Below are 15630 nucleotides of genomic sequence, written 5' to 3'. Positions count from 1 at the left end.
TCGTCCGCTAAAATAATGTTGTTACAAAATTAGGTGCCTTCATTGTTAAACGGCAACCGGAGCTTTGATATGTGGATGTGATTCGTAGTTTAACAATTCAAAATCTTCAAACTTGAACTCAAAGATATCTTTTACTTCCGGGTTTATTTTCATCTGTGGTAGCGCTTTTGGCTCGCGGCTCAATTGGAGCTCCGTTTGCTCGAAGTGATTACTGTAGATGTGTGCATCGCCCAGAGTATGGATAAACTCTGCGGCTTCCATGTCGCAAACCTGTGCGACCATCATCGTCAACAAAGCATAAGAGGCAATGTTGAAAGGTACGCCAAGGAATATATCCGCACTGCGTTGATACAGTTGACAGGACAATTGTGGTTTCATGATGCCTTTTTCGGGCTGTGCTGGCGCCACATAAAATTGGAAAAAAGCATGGCAAGGAGGGAGTGCCATATGCTCTATTTCGGCAACATTCCATGCCGATACAATAATGCGGCGTGAATCCGGTGAATTTTTTAGCTGGTTGATCACCTGTGTGATCTGGTCGATATGGCGGCCATCAGGTGTTGGCCAGGAGCGCCATTGTGATCCGTATACAGGGCCTAAATTCCCTTGTTCGTCAGCCCACTCGTCCCAAATGCTTACGCCATTTTCTTTAAGATACTGAATATTGGTTTCACCTTTAAGGAACCAGATCAGCTCATGAATAATGGATCGCAAGTGTAATTTCTTCGTCGTTACCAAAGGGAAACCTTCCTGAAGGTTGAAACGCATCTGATATCCAAAGACACTTTTGGTACCCGTGCCAGTACGATCTGTCTTTACAACACCATTCGTATATACATGTCTGAGTAAATCTAAATATTGTTTCATCTGTAAAAAAGTAATTATTAAATACTAAATATCAATGCTATAATCGAACTGGATAGGGACGAATAGCGCTGTTTTATGTGTCTGATTCTCAATCGGGGAATATTTGAATACATCATGTCCGGACTAATTTCGTTTGCCTGTAATAAGCCGCCGGTGCATTCAGCCTTTCAAGATAGTCAAAACTAAGGAAAATCCTTATAACGAGAAAGTCAAAACTTAAAATGATAAGAGCGGTTACTGAAAAAAAATGTAATTTTGCAAAATATTATGGAGAATAAAAAAGTAGCTTTTTATACACTTGGATGTAAACTGAATTATTCAGAGACATCATCCATTGGTCGTTTATTTAAAGATGCGGGCTATGATACCACAGCGTTCAATAGCCGTGCAGACGTTTATGTAATCAATACATGCTCGGTAACGGATAATGCTGACAAGAAGTGTAGAAAAGTAGTGAAGGAAGCATTAAAGCACTCTCCCAACGCCTATATTACGATTGTTGGCTGTTATGCGCAGCTAAAACCAAAAGAGATTGCAGAGATTCCCGGAGTGGATATGGTCTTAGGTGCAGCTGAAAAGTTTAATATTATTGAGCATATCAATGATTTGACGAAACAGGAAAAAACGATCGTTTATAATGGTCCAATCGATGAGACCAATCAATTTGTCTCGGCTTATTCGATTGGCGATCGTACGCGTACCTTCCTAAAAGTACAGGACGGGTGCGATTATTCATGTACATTTTGTACGATTCCTTTGGCACGTGGCGGAAGCCGCTCGGGTAAGATCGAAGATATTGTGCGTCAAGCGGAAGAAATTGCAGCTTCAGGCGTAAAAGAAATTGTGTTAACGGGAGTTAATATTGGTGATTTTGGTATTCGGGATGGTAAGCGTGAAGACCGATTCTTGGATTTGGTAAAGGCTTTGGATGAAGTCGAAGGTATCGACAGGATTCGGATTTCTTCGATAGAACCTAATCTTCTTTCCAACGATATTATTGAGTTTGTGGCACAATCAAAACATTTTGTTCCACATTTCCATATGCCACTGCAGTCTGGAAGCAATAAAATTCTGAGTTTAATGCGCAGAAGGTACAAAAGAGAACTTTACACAGAGCGCGTCGCATTTATCAAGTCATTGATGCCTAATTGCTGTATTGGTGTTGACGTTATTGTCGGATTTCCGGGAGAAACACGTGAAGACTTTATCGATACGTACAATTTCTTGAATGATTTGGATATTTCTTATCTGCATGTCTTTACCTATTCAGAAAGAGAGAATACGATTGCAGCTCAAATGGACGGCGCTGTACCGGGAGCTCAACGTAGTGACCGTAGCAAAATGTTGCATATCCTTTCGGAGAAGAAGCGCCGTGCTTTTTATGAGTCACAGCTTGGCGAGACTGGTGATGTCTTGTTTGAGGCTGATGAGAAAGATGGATATATGCATGGTTTTTCTAAAAACTATGTCAAAGTAAGGACCTTGTACGATCCATTATTGGTGAATGAGGTTGTGCCGGTTAAATTTATGGACGTAACGGATTCCTGTGAAGTGGAGGTAGAAGAAATTCCGGAGACACTGACACATTAATCTTTTTAAGGGGTATATCATATTAAGATTTATAACATATAAAAAAGGCAATCTTCTCTAGTAAGATTGCCTTTTTTCGTTAAAGGGAATTTCCTAATTTCCCTATTGATTGCACCCCTAATGTGCACTGCTGTTTGCTGCGTTCAACCAGACGACGGTACCCAAGATCAAAAGTACCCCGAGCCATTGTATCGTGGATACACTTTCATGAAGGATAAAAAATGACATACAGGTAGCTACAGGTAGCTCCGCCGAACTTAATATTCCGCCTAAGGAGAAGCCCGTTTTAGGTAAGCCGTAGGCAAACAATAAAGGCGGGATGACTGTGCCAAATAGAGAAAGGATCAAGCCGAAATAGAGGAAGTTACCATCAAATTGACCATTCAATAAATAAGCAGGTGGAAATAAGGTAAAGACCATGATACAGGCCCCCGTTACCATAATAGCGCTTTTTTGAATGGGGTGATAGTCATTGCCGACACGGCCATTCACGATCATGAAGACCGAATAGGCGGTCGCCGCTAAAAGACCAAATAAGACACCTGTTAAGTTGAGGTGTTGTAAGCCTTTTTCAATAAGTCCAGTCGCTAATAATGTTGCAATGAGTACAATGCCGATACCAATCAGGTTGTTTTTTGAAGGTTTTGCCTTGAAAAAGATAAATTCAATCAGCACACCGATCCAGATATACTGCATCAACAGTACAATGGCCAACGAAGCCGGAACAAGCTGCACACATTTGTAATAGAGGATACTCACCAAACCTGTAGAGGTACCACTGATTAATATCTTGATCCATGAAGATTTCTTGCTTGAAGAGTGAAATGACTTTGCAGAAAAGAGTTTGATGACAATATAGATAAGCCATAGTATAAGCATGCCAAACAATACCTGAATTCCCGTTACCTCTCCTAAAGTCAACCCTTTACCATAGGCTTTTTTAACAAACGTTGATAGTATCCCAAAACTACTCGCACCTAAAAAGACAGCTAATGCACCTTTTAATTTTTCCATTCTCAAATAAATTAGGCGTCAAAGTTACGATTTCTGAACAATTCTTTTTCTTATCTGACGTTCTTATCAAGAAAAGCAATCTCCGGGGACAAACTTAACAGTAAGGAGTGAGTGCATCCAACAAGTGAAATTCTCTGGCTGGAAACGTTGCTTTTCGTCGTAGCATGTTGCAGGGGACGGCTTTATAGCAGCGGTCATAGGAGTAAATTGTTTTTTTAGCAGCAGGCAAATTTATTGGATATAAACAGCAATTTAATTAAGTTTGTTAGGCAAGTAAGTTTGTTAAGCAAGAACGTAAATCGAACAGCATGAGTGTCAGATCTTATTTTATCTTTTTGTTAGGTGCGGTTCTATTTTTGAGCAGTTGTTCAACGAAGAAAAAGGTACTTAGCTCCAATACACATTCTTCCAATGGTGCGGTTTTGACAGATGCAAGCTCAGCGCGCGGAAAAACCTTTTCCGGATCCCGACTTGATAATTATGCAGACTTACTCAATGTGAGTACAAAAAAACTAAATCCGCACCTTTATTCATTTATTGACGATTGGATGGGCATACCGCATCGTATGGGTGGACAGACCAAATCGGGGGTAGATTGCTCGGGATTTGTTAATTTGCTCTATATTGAAGTATACAAAGGGAATTTGCCCCGGACTTCGCGTGACATGGAAGGAATAGTAAAAAGAAAAAAGGTCGATAAACTTGAAGAAGGAGATCTGGTGTTTTTTTCTTTCGGACGAAATGGGATAGATCATGTTGGTGTATACCTGCATAATAATAAGTTTGTTCATGTTTCGACACGAAAAGGCGTTATCATCTCTGATCTTTCCGACAGCTGGTATGCTAAGACCTTTGTTGACGCGGGCTCTCCGAATATCTAAATGCGTGAATTTCATGTAGGTTTTATGTCATATCTTGATATAAACTTTTATACCCTATATAAATCCTTATTTTTGTCAAAATTTTATAGAAATGACAATCAAGAGTAAGAAGATTTTTTTGGGCCTATGTATTATTGTGCCGTTTTTGATGTATTGTGTTTATTACTATAGTAATATGATCAAAAATGCCCCTTTTCGTTTTGCTGATTTTGAATCGATAGAATTCAAATACGGCGAGCCGAATCACATGGTCAACGAATACAATTCAAAAACACGCATCTATAAGTATTTAGACAAAAAAGATTCTTTAATTACCGATACTGTAAAATTTACAAAAGACGATTTATTGTACCTGCACCGCAAAGCAATGGAGCTCGGCTTTTGGAACTTGGACACGGATATGACTGGACCTGAATGGCAGCAGGATTCAACACATTCTAAAGTCCCACGCTTTTATTTAGAGTACAACTATAAAGATAAGTCCAAGCATATTACTTTAGATGCAGATTTTGCAGGCAACCCGCGTATGCACGACGCAGCAAAATCAATGATCGATGAAGTCAACCGTATGTTGGCAACCGCGCAAGCCCGATAGTTAAGAAATAAACCCTAAGGGTAAGAGAGAAATCAAGCAATTGGTTTCTCTTTTTTTTTGCCAAATACCTGTCTGAAAACAAAGGGAGAAGGATTTAAGTAGCTAACAATATTATTTCTAATAGGGATTTTATAGGGAGCTAATAGGGACCTGATAGGGACCTCATTCGGATGAATACGAATAAAACACGGATAAAGTCCCTATAACGATACTATTAAATATGCGTTAATTAATACGGAAGTCTTAAATTGTTGCCTTTGTTTTTTGATAAATTCTTTATATTCTCTTTATACTACTTTAACCTGAATCGAATACTTTAGCGCCAAAACAAAATTTCATATGAAAGCATTTTTGGCATTAGCAATTTCCTGGGCATTCGTAAACGCGGTGCAGGCCCAAGATTTTGCGAAAGGAAAAGTTTATCTAGACATAAACAAAAACGGAAAATTGGATAAAAACGAAAGAGGCGTTGCCTCCGTTGCTGTTAGTAACGGGCGCGAGGTGACGACAACCGATAAAGATGGCAATTATCAGTTGCCTGTTGGAAATGACAACATCATTTTCGTGGTTAAACCGACAGGCTACGCTTTGCCTTTGGATGAAAATAACCATCCAAAATTCTATTATATCCATAAGTTAAACGGTAGTCCAGCTTCAAAATATCCTGCAGTTGCTGCTACAGGGAAAATCCCGGCTGCTGTAAATTTTGCATTGTACCAACAAGATGAAGATCCTAACTTTTCAGCTTTTGTTTTTGGTGATCCACAAGCCTACACGGAGGAAGAACTAGCCTATTTCAAAAATGGTGTGATCAATGAAATTTCAGATAAGACAATTGCGAAATTTGGAATAAGCTTAGGCGACTTAGTGGGAGATGATCTTTCACTACAGCCAAAGTATAAATCGGTGATTTCCACGATGGGATTACCGTGGTATAATGTCATGGGAAACCACGATATGAACTATGATGCCAAAGAGGATAGCCTCTCCGATGAATCGTTCGAGCAGACTTTTGGCCCCAATAACTTTGCGTTCAATTATGGAAACACGCATTTTATCATTCTTGATAATATCATTTATCCGAATCCGCGGACAGGTAAAGGTTATTTAGGTGGATTTCGTAAAGATCAGCTTGATTTTGTGGAAAATGACTTAAAAAACGTAGCTAAAGATAAATTGATTGTATTGGCATTTCATATTCCTTTATATCATCAAAACTCGGATGTCTTTCGTAATGAAGATAGACAACGTCTGTTCGATATTTTGGCTCCATTTAAGCATACCTTGTCTTTGTCTGCGCATACACACTTTCAGCGCCAATATTTTTATGGACAAAAGGACGGATGGAAACAAGAAAAGCCACATCACGAATATAATGTAGGTACAACTTCTGGTGACTGGTATTCGGGCGAGTTGAATGAAAAGGGAATTCCTGTTTCTACAATGCGGGACGGTACACCAAAAGGGTATGCCATTTTAAAAATCGAGGGCAACCAATACAGTTTTGATTATAAGGTTGTAGGTAAGCCGGCAACGTATCAGATCGATTTATATGGAGCTTCGGTCGTTCCAGAAAAATACACAAAGAGATATCCGATATACGCTAATTTTTTTATTGGAAAGGAAGGGGACAAGGTAACGTATAGAATCAATGAGGGCGAATGGAAGAAAATGGATTTTGTCAATGAAAACGATCCAGCATTTCTAAATTCTTTGGCTAAGTACGATACAGCAACTGAATTAAAGAATACGCGTAGACCTTCAAACCCCGAAAAATCCAGTCATCTGTGGACGGCTAATTTGCCTAAATTAAAAGCTGGTAAATATCAGATTGAGGTTCAGGCTGTTGATCTTTTCAATAGAGTACACCTAGCAACGAAGACTATTGAGGTGAGATAAATAACCGATTGTAGAGTTGTTTTAAGTTTAAAGATAGCTTAAGATGCACTTAACATTACCATCCTATATTTGTGTAGAGTAATTTTTGATTCATAAAGAGTTAGGGTTAATGTGTAGATCTGTTGTGAAACACGTCTGAAAATTTAGTTTGTTTTTAAAGTGAAGGTAATCTCCCCAGATTACCTTTCACTGTTTTTAGACCTTTCACTTTAAATTATGCTGCCAAAATTTAAGTCCTTCTACTACGATCTATATCTACACTTTATCCGGTTTGCAGCTACAAACTTTGTTAAGCCGTTAACCTGGTATATGAATGTTAGTGCGGTAGCGGCTTTTTTTTCTGAAAGCGACTGATGTTATTGGCCGGAAAGAACTTTCAGTTCGCTCCTACTGCCGTTGGTCTGCGAAGTCATGAAGGTTTTGTTGTCGGATAACCTGCCGGAAATCATCTGATGCCGGATTTTCAAAGATTTCCAGGTCGAAGTATTTTGTTGCAGCAAATAAGTGGTCGAATACATCTGAAACAATTCCTTCGTAATATTCCCAGCGGATATCATTTACAAAGAAATAAAGTTCGACCGGAACACCGTGTTCGGTTGAAGCAAGCTGACGTACCATCAAGGGCATGGTCTTGTGAATATTGGGATTTTGACGTAGATAGGTGAGTGTATAAGCTCTGAACATTCCTAAATTGGTCATTTTGCGACCGTTTATGGGACTTGATTGATCTATCTGCTGTTCCGTATTGAATTGGTCAATTGTCTTGGCACGCTCCTCGATATAAGGGCGCAGAATCTGTATATTTTTGAGCCTTTCAATTTCTTCATTTTCCAAAAAACGGATCGTGGAAATTTTGATGTTTATGGCTCGTTTTAAGCGCCTCCCGCCCGATTGCTGCATGCCCCTGTAATTTTTGAAAGAATCCGACAATAGTGTATGCGTCGGTATCGTCGTAATGGTCTTATCAAAGTTCTGCACTTTCACATTGTTGAGGTTAATCTCTTTGACAGTTCCATCGGCGCCATATTTAGGCATTTCTATCCAATCTCCTACGCGGATGGAGTCATTGGCCGAAACTTGTATACTAGCAACAAATCCCAGTATAGTGTCTTTGAATACCAACATCAAGATTGCTGACGCGGCACCCAAGGATAATAAGAAGGACCAGGGAGATTTCCCTGTCAATATCGAGAAGCAGATCGTCCCACCAATAAATAATAGGATAATCTGACAGACCTGTAAATAACTTTCCAGGGGCTTGTCGGCAAAAGATTTTTTCATGCGCAGCATATCCCGTAAACTTTTCAGAAGCGAATGAATAATCAGTAAACTGACGACGGTTGTCGCTATGTCAAGTACTTTATTGCTGTTTTCTTTCCAGGTTGGAAAACCCATGAAGATAATGGGCATGATATATTGTGCCACTAGGATCGGGACAAAATGAGCAGTAAGTTTCAGCGTTTTATTGCGGATCAATAGATCATCAAAGCGATTTGTGCTGCGTCTGATGGCTTTGATTGTTAACAGGAGTAACGTTCTTTTGGTGAAATAGTCAATGACGATCAAAAACAGGATAACCAGTAAGAGTAAAAGGATCGAGTTAACAAAGTGGCTACCCTGATTATCAAGACCAAGTTGTTTAATCCATTGAAATGTCCAGTTATAGATGTAGGATTGGGAATCTTTGAATAATTCCGTTGCTGTGCTTTGCATGTTACAAATATACAAAAAGCCGCAATTAGCGGCTTTTTGTTATTTTGAATTTAGCGGTTCACGCTCGTGTTTATGTCTAAAGAATGCCGCAAAGAAGATTGCTATAACCAAGGTGTAAATGGCAAATGCAAGCCAGATGTCATGCCAGTCTTTTAGCATGAGGTTACCGCTTAACATGCCGTCAGGTAAGATTGAAATACTCTTTTCCTTCAGAAAATGTAGAAAATGGGTATTATCGATTGTTGTATCCAGGTATTGTGCGAGATCCTTGCTGTTTTGAAAACTTTTGGTAAAGTAGTGGTCAATGATCCAACCCGATGCAAAACTGCCTACAACGGCACCAAAACCATTTGTCATCATCATAAATAAGCCTTGTGCCGAGCTGCGTATACGTGATGTTGTCGAGGTTTCGACAAATAAAGAACCTGAAATATTAAAGAAATCAAATGCCATACCATAGACGATGCAGGATAATACAATCATCCAAAGTCCACCTGCAGGGTCACCAAATGAGAATAATCCGAAACGTAATACCCAGGCAAACATCGAAATCAGCATTACCTTTTTTATACCGAATCTTTTGAGGAAAAATGGAATAGCAAGAATAAAAAGTGTCTCGGATATCTGCGAAATCGACATAATGATTGTCGAATATTTCACAACGAAAGATTCTGCAAATTTAGGGTAGAATTTAAACTCATCCAAAAATACATCACCGTAGGCATTGGTCAATTGGAGTGCGGCACCTAAGAACATGGAAAAAATAAAGAATAAAGCCATTTTATAATTTCCAAAAAGCTTAAATGCTTCCAAGCCTAATAGTTGTGTCCAGGAAGCATCTTCCTGTTGTAGCTTCTTCGGTGGACATTTAGGTAATGTAAAAGCATAGAGACTTAAAGCCAAAGCTGCGGTTCCGGCGATATAAAATTGATAAGCTGTAGCCTTGTTGCCTGTTAAATTGGTGATCCACATGGCAATGATAAAGCCTATTGTTCCGAAAACCCGGATAGGGGGGAATGCCTTGACCAAATCGTAGTTATTTTCATTCAATGCCGTGTACGCAATGGAATTGGATAGGGCCAAAGTCGGCATATAAAAACACATTGCCGCAAGCATCGCATAAAAAAAGGTGTTTGGATCATTTACCTGCGGTAAATAGAATAAAACACCCGCATAACATAAGTGAAGAATAAAATATAGTCTTTCGGCATTTATCCAACGATCGGCGATAATTCCCATCAGGGTAGGCATAAATAAAGAAGCGATCCCCATGGTTGCAAAAATAGCTCCAAATTGTGTACCATCCCATTGTTTTGTGCCAAACCAATAGTTTGCTATTGTAATCAACCATGCTCCCCAGACAAAAAACTGAAAGAAGCTCATAATGGTCAATCTTAATTTAATAGACATAAATCGATGTTATTTAAAATTTTTGTTTCGCTTTAATGAAAGGAGTTATTTTCTTTTGGAAATCTCATCCCTAATCAATGCAGCCTGCTCGTAGTTCTCTTCGGTCAATGCCTGATTAAGTGCTTGCTCCAGTTGCTCATCTGTCAACGAGGAGAAAGGATTTTGTGGGGATTTTGAAGGTGTTTTTTCTTCGACCTCAACAACACTTGGATCCTGAACTTTATTGGATTTGTCTAGGTTTTCCAAAAATGCGAACTCATGTCCCTCAATGATAATTCCAGCAGAGGACATAATAAATTCGTAGGCATAGATCGGAGCTTCAAACCGTACAGCCAGTGCAACGGCATCGGATGTGCGGGCATCAATCTCGACAATCTTGTTGCCGTCGGAACAGATAATTTTAGCATAAAATATCCCTTCAATCAAATTATAGATCAGTACTTCAATGAGTTTAATACCAAAAGAATCTGCAAAAGATTGAAATAGGTCGTGTGTCAGCGGACGACTAGGAATCATTTTCTCTATCCGAATAGCAATAGCTTGAGCCTCGTGGCTGCCGATAATGATGGGCAATCTTCTGTTGCCCTCCACTTCTCCCAATACAAGAGCATAAGCCCCAGATTGCGTTTGACTATAGGATAAACCAACGATATCTAATCTGATTTTCTTCATTTTAATTCCAAAGCGGTCTACAAACTTAGATAAATTTGCTTTTATATGCAATTATAACAAATAAAAACTCCCCATTCATTTTGGATAAATGGGGAGAATATATCGGATGAAAGCTTTAAATACCTTTGTAAGCCTTCAATGCCTGCGTTAATTTCGGAACGACGTCGAAAGCATCGCCTACAATTCCATAATCGGCCACTTTGAAAAAGGGCGCTTCTGGATCTTTGTTGATGACAACGATTGTTTTAGAAGAGCTTACTCCGGCCAAATGCTGTATTGCTCCGGAGATACCGATAGCAATGTAGAGATTGGGGCTAACAACAATACCTGTCTGGCCTACGTGCTCCGAATGCGGGCGCCAGCCTGCATCAGATACGGGTTTTGAACAGGCTGTAGCCGCGCCAAGCACATCGGCGAGTTCTTCAATTATCCCCCAGTTTTCAGGTCCTTTTAGACCACGGCCGGCAGAGACGACGATTTCAGCTTCCGGTAGGGATATTTTGTCTGTTGCACGAACAATCTCTTTGACCATAGTTGTAAAATCTGTTTGGTCAATATTTGGAGCAAAAGTTTCGACATTTGCGCTACCACCGGTCTCTTTTGTTTCATATGCATTTGGACTAAGTGTGATGACTTTTATATCCGAGGTTAGTTCGAGCGTAGCGAAAGCCTTATTGGAGAACGCTGTTTTTTTGACAGTCAGGTTGTCGCCATTGATTGTGGGCAATTCGAGTGCGCCATCGGCCAGACCAGCCTCCAATTTGGCTGCAATACGTGGAGCGAGTCCCTTACCTGAGAATGAGTTGGACAGCACAAGTATTTTTGAACCGGTACTTTTTACGGCTTCAGCAATGATGCTTGCATACGCTTGGTTTACAAAAGAAGCAAGTTGTTCATTATTGACATTTAATACTTTGGAAGCACCGTACTTGCCCAAACCAGCAAGTTCGTCTTCAGCGACATTTCCGATTGAAATAGCCACAAGATCAGTCTGTATGTTATCGGCGATGGATTTTGCATAAGAAACAACTTCAAAAGCTGATTTTTTGAATTTTCCATCAGTATTTTCTACATATACGAGTATAGACATAGTGTTTTAGCGTTTAAAGATTAAATAACTTTAGCTTCGTCGTGAAGAAGAGAAACTAATTTTTCTACCTCGGCAGCGTCAACAAGTTTGACCGTACCCCGTGGAGCAGGCGTCTCATAGCTGACAATGTGTTCAAGAACGTCTATTGCGGAAGGTTCCAGCACATCCAATGGTTTGGTCCGTGCGCTCATAATACCACGCATATTCGGTATTTTAGGTTCGGCAACACCTTCGGCAGTGCCAATGACGATGGGTAGCTTTGCTGTCAATACTTCTTTTCCACCTTCAATCTCGCGCTCAACTGTGACTGCGTCGCCCGCAATGTCAACTTTTTTGGCAATGGAAACAGAAGGGATATGCAGCAGTTCTCCTACGATTGCTCCCACTTGAGCACCGTTATAGTCGATTGATTCGCGGCCGGTTAAGATCAAATCAAATGCATTGTCTTTGGCATATTGTGCTATCTGATTCGCAACAAACCAAGCATCGCGCGGAACGGCGTTAATCCGTACAGCATTGTCTGCACCAATTGCCAATGCTTTTCGAATGGTTGCATCAGTAGATGCATCGCCCACATTGATGACAGTTACGGTTCCTTTTCCACCTTCGGCCAACTCAACTGCTTTGGATAAAGCAATTTCATCATAAGGGTTTATAATGAATTGTACACCAGCTGTATTAAATGCAGTGTTGTCATCTGTAAAAGTGATTTTGGATGTAGTGTCAGGGACATTACTTATACAAACTAATATTTTCATATACGATTGGTTTTACTCAAACTTACCATATTTTCTTTCAATTAAAAAGTGCTAAGGCGTTTTAAATGCTGTTAAAAAGTCGTCTTGAGATTTTGATGAATTTTTAATTTTACCAGTTATTTTCTTGTATTTTTTTTGATGTGATGTGATATTAAGGTGTTTTGTTGTCTTTTTCGTAATTTTTTATTTTAAATAACCGGTTTTTGACAATAGATTTATTACGTCAGTAAATTGTCATTTTATATGCTAGCATAGTAATTTCATGACGGGCCGTAAGCTCGTTTGAGGTTCCTGTTTACAAAAGGCTGTCGACCGGTATGGCGAGGGGGGAATTGTTTTAGTGGATACACAATTAAATTGCATATAAAATGCAATTTGTCTAAGTTTGAAATAAAAAAAGATATGTCGACACGATTGGATCAACTGAATGAATTTTTGAAGGAGAGCCCCGAAGATCCATTTTTAAAATATGCGATTGCGGCTGAATATCTCAAGCAGGAAGATGAACAAGAGGCCATGTTAAGATTTGAGAATTTAGTACATACGAATCCAGATTATGTAGGAACGTATTATCATTTGGGTAAATTGTACGAAAAATTGAATAGACAGGAGTCCGCTGTTGATACCTATAGATCGGGGATTGAGATCGCTCGTAAGACGCGTAATTTCCATGCTTTGGGTGAGTTACAAGGTGCATTGTCTTTCTTAACAGACGATGATGAAGATGATTTTTAATCTTTTCTAAATTTTTGGTATTTAATTTGTTATGAATTTATTGGTGTAACTGTTAGATGCTGATTTTTTTGAATTTGGAATGAGATGAAAAGGTTTATTTGGATTGTGGGTTTGTTGTTGACAATTGGAATGGTAGGATGTGATAATCCCAAACAAAGTGTTGCGGTCTATAAAGATAATTTACAGGACCTAAAAGGTAGGGATAAGGCGGAAGTAGTGATTGGTGAATACAAAGGTGTAATGCCTTGTGCGGATTGTGATGGTATAGAAACACTTATTTCATTGCATGCTGACAACACCTACCAATATTCATCTAAATACCTTAATAAAAGTGATGATGTGTTTATGCGTGAAGGAAAATGGAAATTGGATGGCAACATCATTACACTGGATGGGGTCGACTATAAGTTCAAATTAGGGAATCGGATACTCAGTCAGTTGGATCTTTCCGGAAATGACATTACGGGAGATATTTCCAGATATTATGTCTTGACAAAAAATTGAATCTAGCATAAAAGATGTATGAAGAATGAAAAAGCCGAATCTATTTTCGGCTTTTTTATTTTTTTGAAATTATTCACTTTCTCCAGTATTACAATCTTTAATTGGGGTTATACTGAAAGTTTTCTTCCCTTCTTCTCTTTAATTTTTAACCGCATCAAGTTAGGATCAAATAGTCTCTTTTGACAGTACTTGTTCAGAGATTGTTCAGTGCTTGCTCAGTATGAACTGAATAAGGAGTGACTGATCACTGTCTAAAAACTGATTGAAAACTGTTCTTAGGCTTAAGTTGGTATGATGCTGTATAAATTCGGGTAATTATGGTAGTTGTCGAAAATGGGGGTGTACGTATCCAGAACGGTTAAGCGAATACAAATATGCCGTGTAACGTGTTGTTGGATGAGGAAGTCCTCTCACTCCAGCTTGCTGCTCTGATAGCGCGCTGGAGCAAGATTAAACTTATCTAACTCAATGTAGCGCTAATTAAGAATTCTTGCTTGAATTTTTAATTAGCGCTACATTGAGCGATTTTATTCGTTGTCTATTGTCAACTATTAAAATATTAGTTGTTTTTAGTACAAAGTTCTTTTAACGTTGCTACGACGAAGTCAACTTCTTCTTTGGTGTTATGCTTGCAGAATGAAAAACGAACTGAAGGTCGTTCCGAGCTGGATTTGATTGCACCCAATACATGCGAGCCTATATCTGTTCCTGAACTGCAGGCACTCCCACCAGAGCAGGATATACCCGCAATATCCAGGTTGAATAAAAGCATGTCGGCAAGGTCACTACATGGGAAAGAAACATTTATTACGGTATACAGTGATTTATCAGCTTCGATTACACCATTAAAATCAATCTCAGGGATTGCTTTTTGCAACTCGTCGATCATATAAGATTTGAGTCCTTGAATATAAGCGTGGTGTTCTTCCATGTGCTCATAGGCAAGTTCTAAAGCTTTGGCAAGACCCGCTATTCCATAGACATTTTCTGTTCCACCACGCATGTTGCGTTCTTGTGCTCCACCATAGATTAACGGTTTAATCTTGTTATTCGCATTGATGTAAAGAAAACCCACCCCTTTTGGGCCATGGAATTTATGTGCAGCCCCTGTTATAAAATCTATTTTAAGTTTACCAAGATCATGTGGATAATGCCCCATGGTCTGTACAGTGTCCGAATGGAATATCGCATTATGCATTTGGCATAACTCGGAGATACGTTGAATATCGTTGAGATTTCCGATCTCATTATTGGCATGCATAATGGAAACAAAAGTACGCGGATTGGTACTTAAAAGTTCTTCCAGCTGGTTGAGATTTAAATTACCTTTTTCGTCAACTTCTAATAAGTCGAGGTGCACCTTACCGGCTTTTTCAAGTTCTTCTAACGTATGTAATACGGCATGGTGCTCTATCGGTGAGGTGATGGCATGGGTTATCCCAAAGTCGGCGATTGACCTAACGATGGCCATATTGTCGGCCTCGGTTCCACCCGATGTGAAGAATATCTCTGCTGGAGATACATGAAGTAGATTGGCAATCGTTTTACGTGCTTTTTCTACAATTGTTTTTACTTGTCGTCCGTGACTATGGATAGAAGATGGATTTCCAAAGTTATTGTTCATCACATCCACCATTACTTTTATTACTTCAGGATCTAAGGCTGTAGTCGCTGCATTATCAAAATATACTTGCATGCTGCAAAATTACAAATCTCCAAAGTAAATTAAAGGTATTAAATGACTTATTTTTATCATTTTATTTTCCTAATTATAGCTGATAGGCGTTGGCGTGCCGGGGGCTCATCAGAATTAGGTTCTTTTTGCCGAGGAAGGTATAGGATTGGTGCTTTCCCATTCTGATACTGAAAAAATAGCGCCAAATTACTATTTCAGTTTGGCGC

General features: G+C 39.3%; 14 protein-coding genes. 6 read left to right on the top strand and 8 right to left on the bottom strand.

Going from position 1 to position 15630, the window contains the following annotated elements; translation table 11 throughout:
- Positions 1-45 precede the first annotated feature (45 nt).
- Positions 46-867, bottom strand: a complete 822-nt coding sequence (locus M2419_RS12300) for a thymidylate synthase (RefSeq protein WP_120335367.1) — start codon at positions 865-867, stop codon at positions 46-48.
- A 267-nt stretch (positions 868-1134) separates the two neighbouring features.
- Between M2419_RS12300 and mtaB the strand changes: the two genes are divergently transcribed.
- Positions 1135-2457: a tRNA (N(6)-L-threonylcarbamoyladenosine(37)-C(2))-methylthiotransferase MtaB gene (mtaB, locus tag M2419_RS12295; RefSeq protein ID WP_259255198.1), complete on the top strand. Its 1323-nt coding sequence runs from the start codon at positions 1135-1137 to the stop codon at positions 2455-2457.
- Between the two features lie 117 nt (positions 2458-2574).
- On the opposite strand, the gene M2419_RS12290 is transcribed toward mtaB, so the two are convergent.
- Positions 2575-3471 (bottom strand): DMT family transporter, encoded by an 897-nt coding sequence (locus M2419_RS12290; RefSeq protein ID WP_259255197.1) that lies wholly within the window; start codon positions 3469-3471, stop codon positions 2575-2577.
- Between the two features lie 308 nt (positions 3472-3779).
- Here M2419_RS12290 and M2419_RS12285 point away from each other — a divergent pair, with 308 nt between their 5' ends.
- From M2419_RS12285 to M2419_RS12275, 3 genes are all read left to right on the top strand, one after another.
- Positions 3780-4352, top strand: a complete 573-nt coding sequence (locus tag M2419_RS12285; RefSeq protein ID WP_259255196.1) for a C40 family peptidase — start codon at positions 3780-3782, stop codon at positions 4350-4352.
- 91 nt (positions 4353-4443) lie between these two features.
- Positions 4444-4947, top strand: coding sequence for a hypothetical protein (locus M2419_RS12280; RefSeq protein WP_228280036.1), 504 nt, complete (start codon positions 4444-4446; stop codon positions 4945-4947).
- A 339-nt stretch (positions 4948-5286) separates the two neighbouring features.
- Entirely contained in the window at positions 5287-6846 is a 1560-nt protein-coding gene (locus M2419_RS12275; protein WP_153846573.1) for a calcineurin-like phosphoesterase family protein, read from the top strand.
- A gap of 387 nt (positions 6847-7233) precedes the next feature.
- On the opposite strand, the gene M2419_RS12270 is transcribed toward M2419_RS12275, so the two are convergent.
- The 5 genes from M2419_RS12270 to M2419_RS12250 form a co-directional block, all read right to left on the bottom strand.
- Positions 7234-8559 (bottom strand): mechanosensitive ion channel family protein, encoded by a 1326-nt coding sequence (locus tag M2419_RS12270; protein ID WP_153846574.1) that lies wholly within the window; start codon positions 8557-8559, stop codon positions 7234-7236.
- Between the two features lie 39 nt (positions 8560-8598).
- On the bottom strand, positions 8599-9969 hold the full coding sequence (locus M2419_RS12265) for a nucleoside permease (protein WP_153846575.1): 1371 nt from the start codon (positions 9967-9969) through the stop codon (positions 8599-8601).
- Positions 9970-10014: 45 nt separating this feature from the next.
- The gene (locus M2419_RS12260) at positions 10015-10641 is read right to left on the bottom strand and encodes a bifunctional nuclease domain-containing protein (RefSeq protein ID WP_046674002.1); all 627 of its coding nucleotides are present in this window, start codon (positions 10639-10641) and stop codon (positions 10015-10017) included.
- A 115-nt stretch (positions 10642-10756) separates the two neighbouring features.
- On the bottom strand, positions 10757-11731 hold the full coding sequence (locus M2419_RS12255; RefSeq protein WP_259255195.1) for an electron transfer flavoprotein subunit alpha/FixB family protein: 975 nt from the start codon (positions 11729-11731) through the stop codon (positions 10757-10759).
- A gap of 20 nt (positions 11732-11751) precedes the next feature.
- Positions 11752-12489, bottom strand: coding sequence for an electron transfer flavoprotein subunit beta/FixA family protein (locus M2419_RS12250; RefSeq protein ID WP_259255194.1), 738 nt, complete (start codon positions 12487-12489; stop codon positions 11752-11754).
- A 402-nt stretch (positions 12490-12891) separates the two neighbouring features.
- Between M2419_RS12250 and M2419_RS12245 the strand changes: the two genes are divergently transcribed.
- Both M2419_RS12245 and M2419_RS12240 read left to right on the top strand, forming a co-directional pair.
- Positions 12892-13224 carry a lipopolysaccharide assembly protein LapB gene (locus M2419_RS12245; protein ID WP_259255193.1) on the top strand — a complete coding sequence of 111 codons (333 nt, stop codon included), beginning with the start codon at positions 12892-12894 and terminating at the stop codon, positions 13222-13224.
- Between the two features lie 84 nt (positions 13225-13308).
- Positions 13309-13728 carry a copper resistance protein NlpE gene (locus M2419_RS12240; protein ID WP_120335376.1) on the top strand — a complete coding sequence of 140 codons (420 nt, stop codon included), beginning with the start codon at positions 13309-13311 and terminating at the stop codon, positions 13726-13728.
- A gap of 559 nt (positions 13729-14287) precedes the next feature.
- Here M2419_RS12240 and M2419_RS12235 read toward each other — a convergent pair.
- Positions 14288-15424, bottom strand: a complete 1137-nt coding sequence (locus M2419_RS12235) for a cysteine desulfurase family protein (protein WP_259255192.1) — start codon at positions 15422-15424, stop codon at positions 14288-14290.
- Between the last annotated feature and the right edge of the window lie 206 nt (positions 15425-15630).

The organism is Sphingobacterium sp. BIGb0116 (assembly GCF_024808035.1).
Taxonomy (GTDB): domain Bacteria; phylum Bacteroidota; class Bacteroidia; order Sphingobacteriales; family Sphingobacteriaceae; genus Sphingobacterium; species Sphingobacterium paramultivorum.
Note: the sequence above shows the minus strand (reverse complement) of the source record. Positions and strands in the feature narration are given on the sequence as shown.

Bases quoted from the DNA above. Each gene is read 5' to 3' on its own strand.
- M2419_RS12260 (WP_046674002.1), bottom strand. From the start codon at position 10,641: ATGAAGAAAATCAGATTAGATATCGTTGGTTTATCCTATAGTCAAACG.
- mtaB (WP_259255198.1), top strand. From the start codon at position 1,135: ATGGAGAATAAAAAAGTAGCTTTTTATACACTTGGATGTAAACTGAAT.
- M2419_RS12250 (WP_259255194.1), bottom strand. From the start codon at position 12,489: ATGAAAATATTAGTTTGTATAAGTAATGTCCCTGACACTACATCCAAA.
- M2419_RS12290 (WP_259255197.1), bottom strand. From the start codon at position 3,471: ATGGAAAAATTAAAAGGTGCATTAGCTGTCTTTTTAGGTGCGAGTAGT.
- M2419_RS12270 (WP_153846574.1), bottom strand. From the start codon at position 8,559: ATGCAAAGCACAGCAACGGAATTATTCAAAGATTCCCAATCCTACATC.
- M2419_RS12240 (WP_120335376.1), top strand. From the start codon at position 13,309: ATGAAAAGGTTTATTTGGATTGTGGGTTTGTTGTTGACAATTGGAATG.
- M2419_RS12300 (WP_120335367.1), bottom strand. From the start codon at position 867: ATGAAACAATATTTAGATTTACTCAGACATGTATATACGAATGGTGTT.
- M2419_RS12255 (WP_259255195.1), bottom strand. From the start codon at position 11,731: ATGTCTATACTCGTATATGTAGAAAATACTGATGGAAAATTCAAAAAA.
- M2419_RS12280 (WP_228280036.1), top strand. From the start codon at position 4,444: ATGACAATCAAGAGTAAGAAGATTTTTTTGGGCCTATGTATTATTGTG.
- M2419_RS12265 (WP_153846575.1), bottom strand. From the start codon at position 9,969: ATGTCTATTAAATTAAGATTGACCATTATGAGCTTCTTTCAGTTTTTT.
- M2419_RS12275 (WP_153846573.1), top strand. From the start codon at position 5,287: ATGAAAGCATTTTTGGCATTAGCAATTTCCTGGGCATTCGTAAACGCG.
- M2419_RS12245 (WP_259255193.1), top strand. From the start codon at position 12,892: ATGTCGACACGATTGGATCAACTGAATGAATTTTTGAAGGAGAGCCCC.
- M2419_RS12235 (WP_259255192.1), bottom strand. From the start codon at position 15,424: ATGCAAGTATATTTTGATAATGCAGCGACTACAGCCTTAGATCCTGAA.
- M2419_RS12285 (WP_259255196.1), top strand. From the start codon at position 3,780: ATGAGTGTCAGATCTTATTTTATCTTTTTGTTAGGTGCGGTTCTATTT.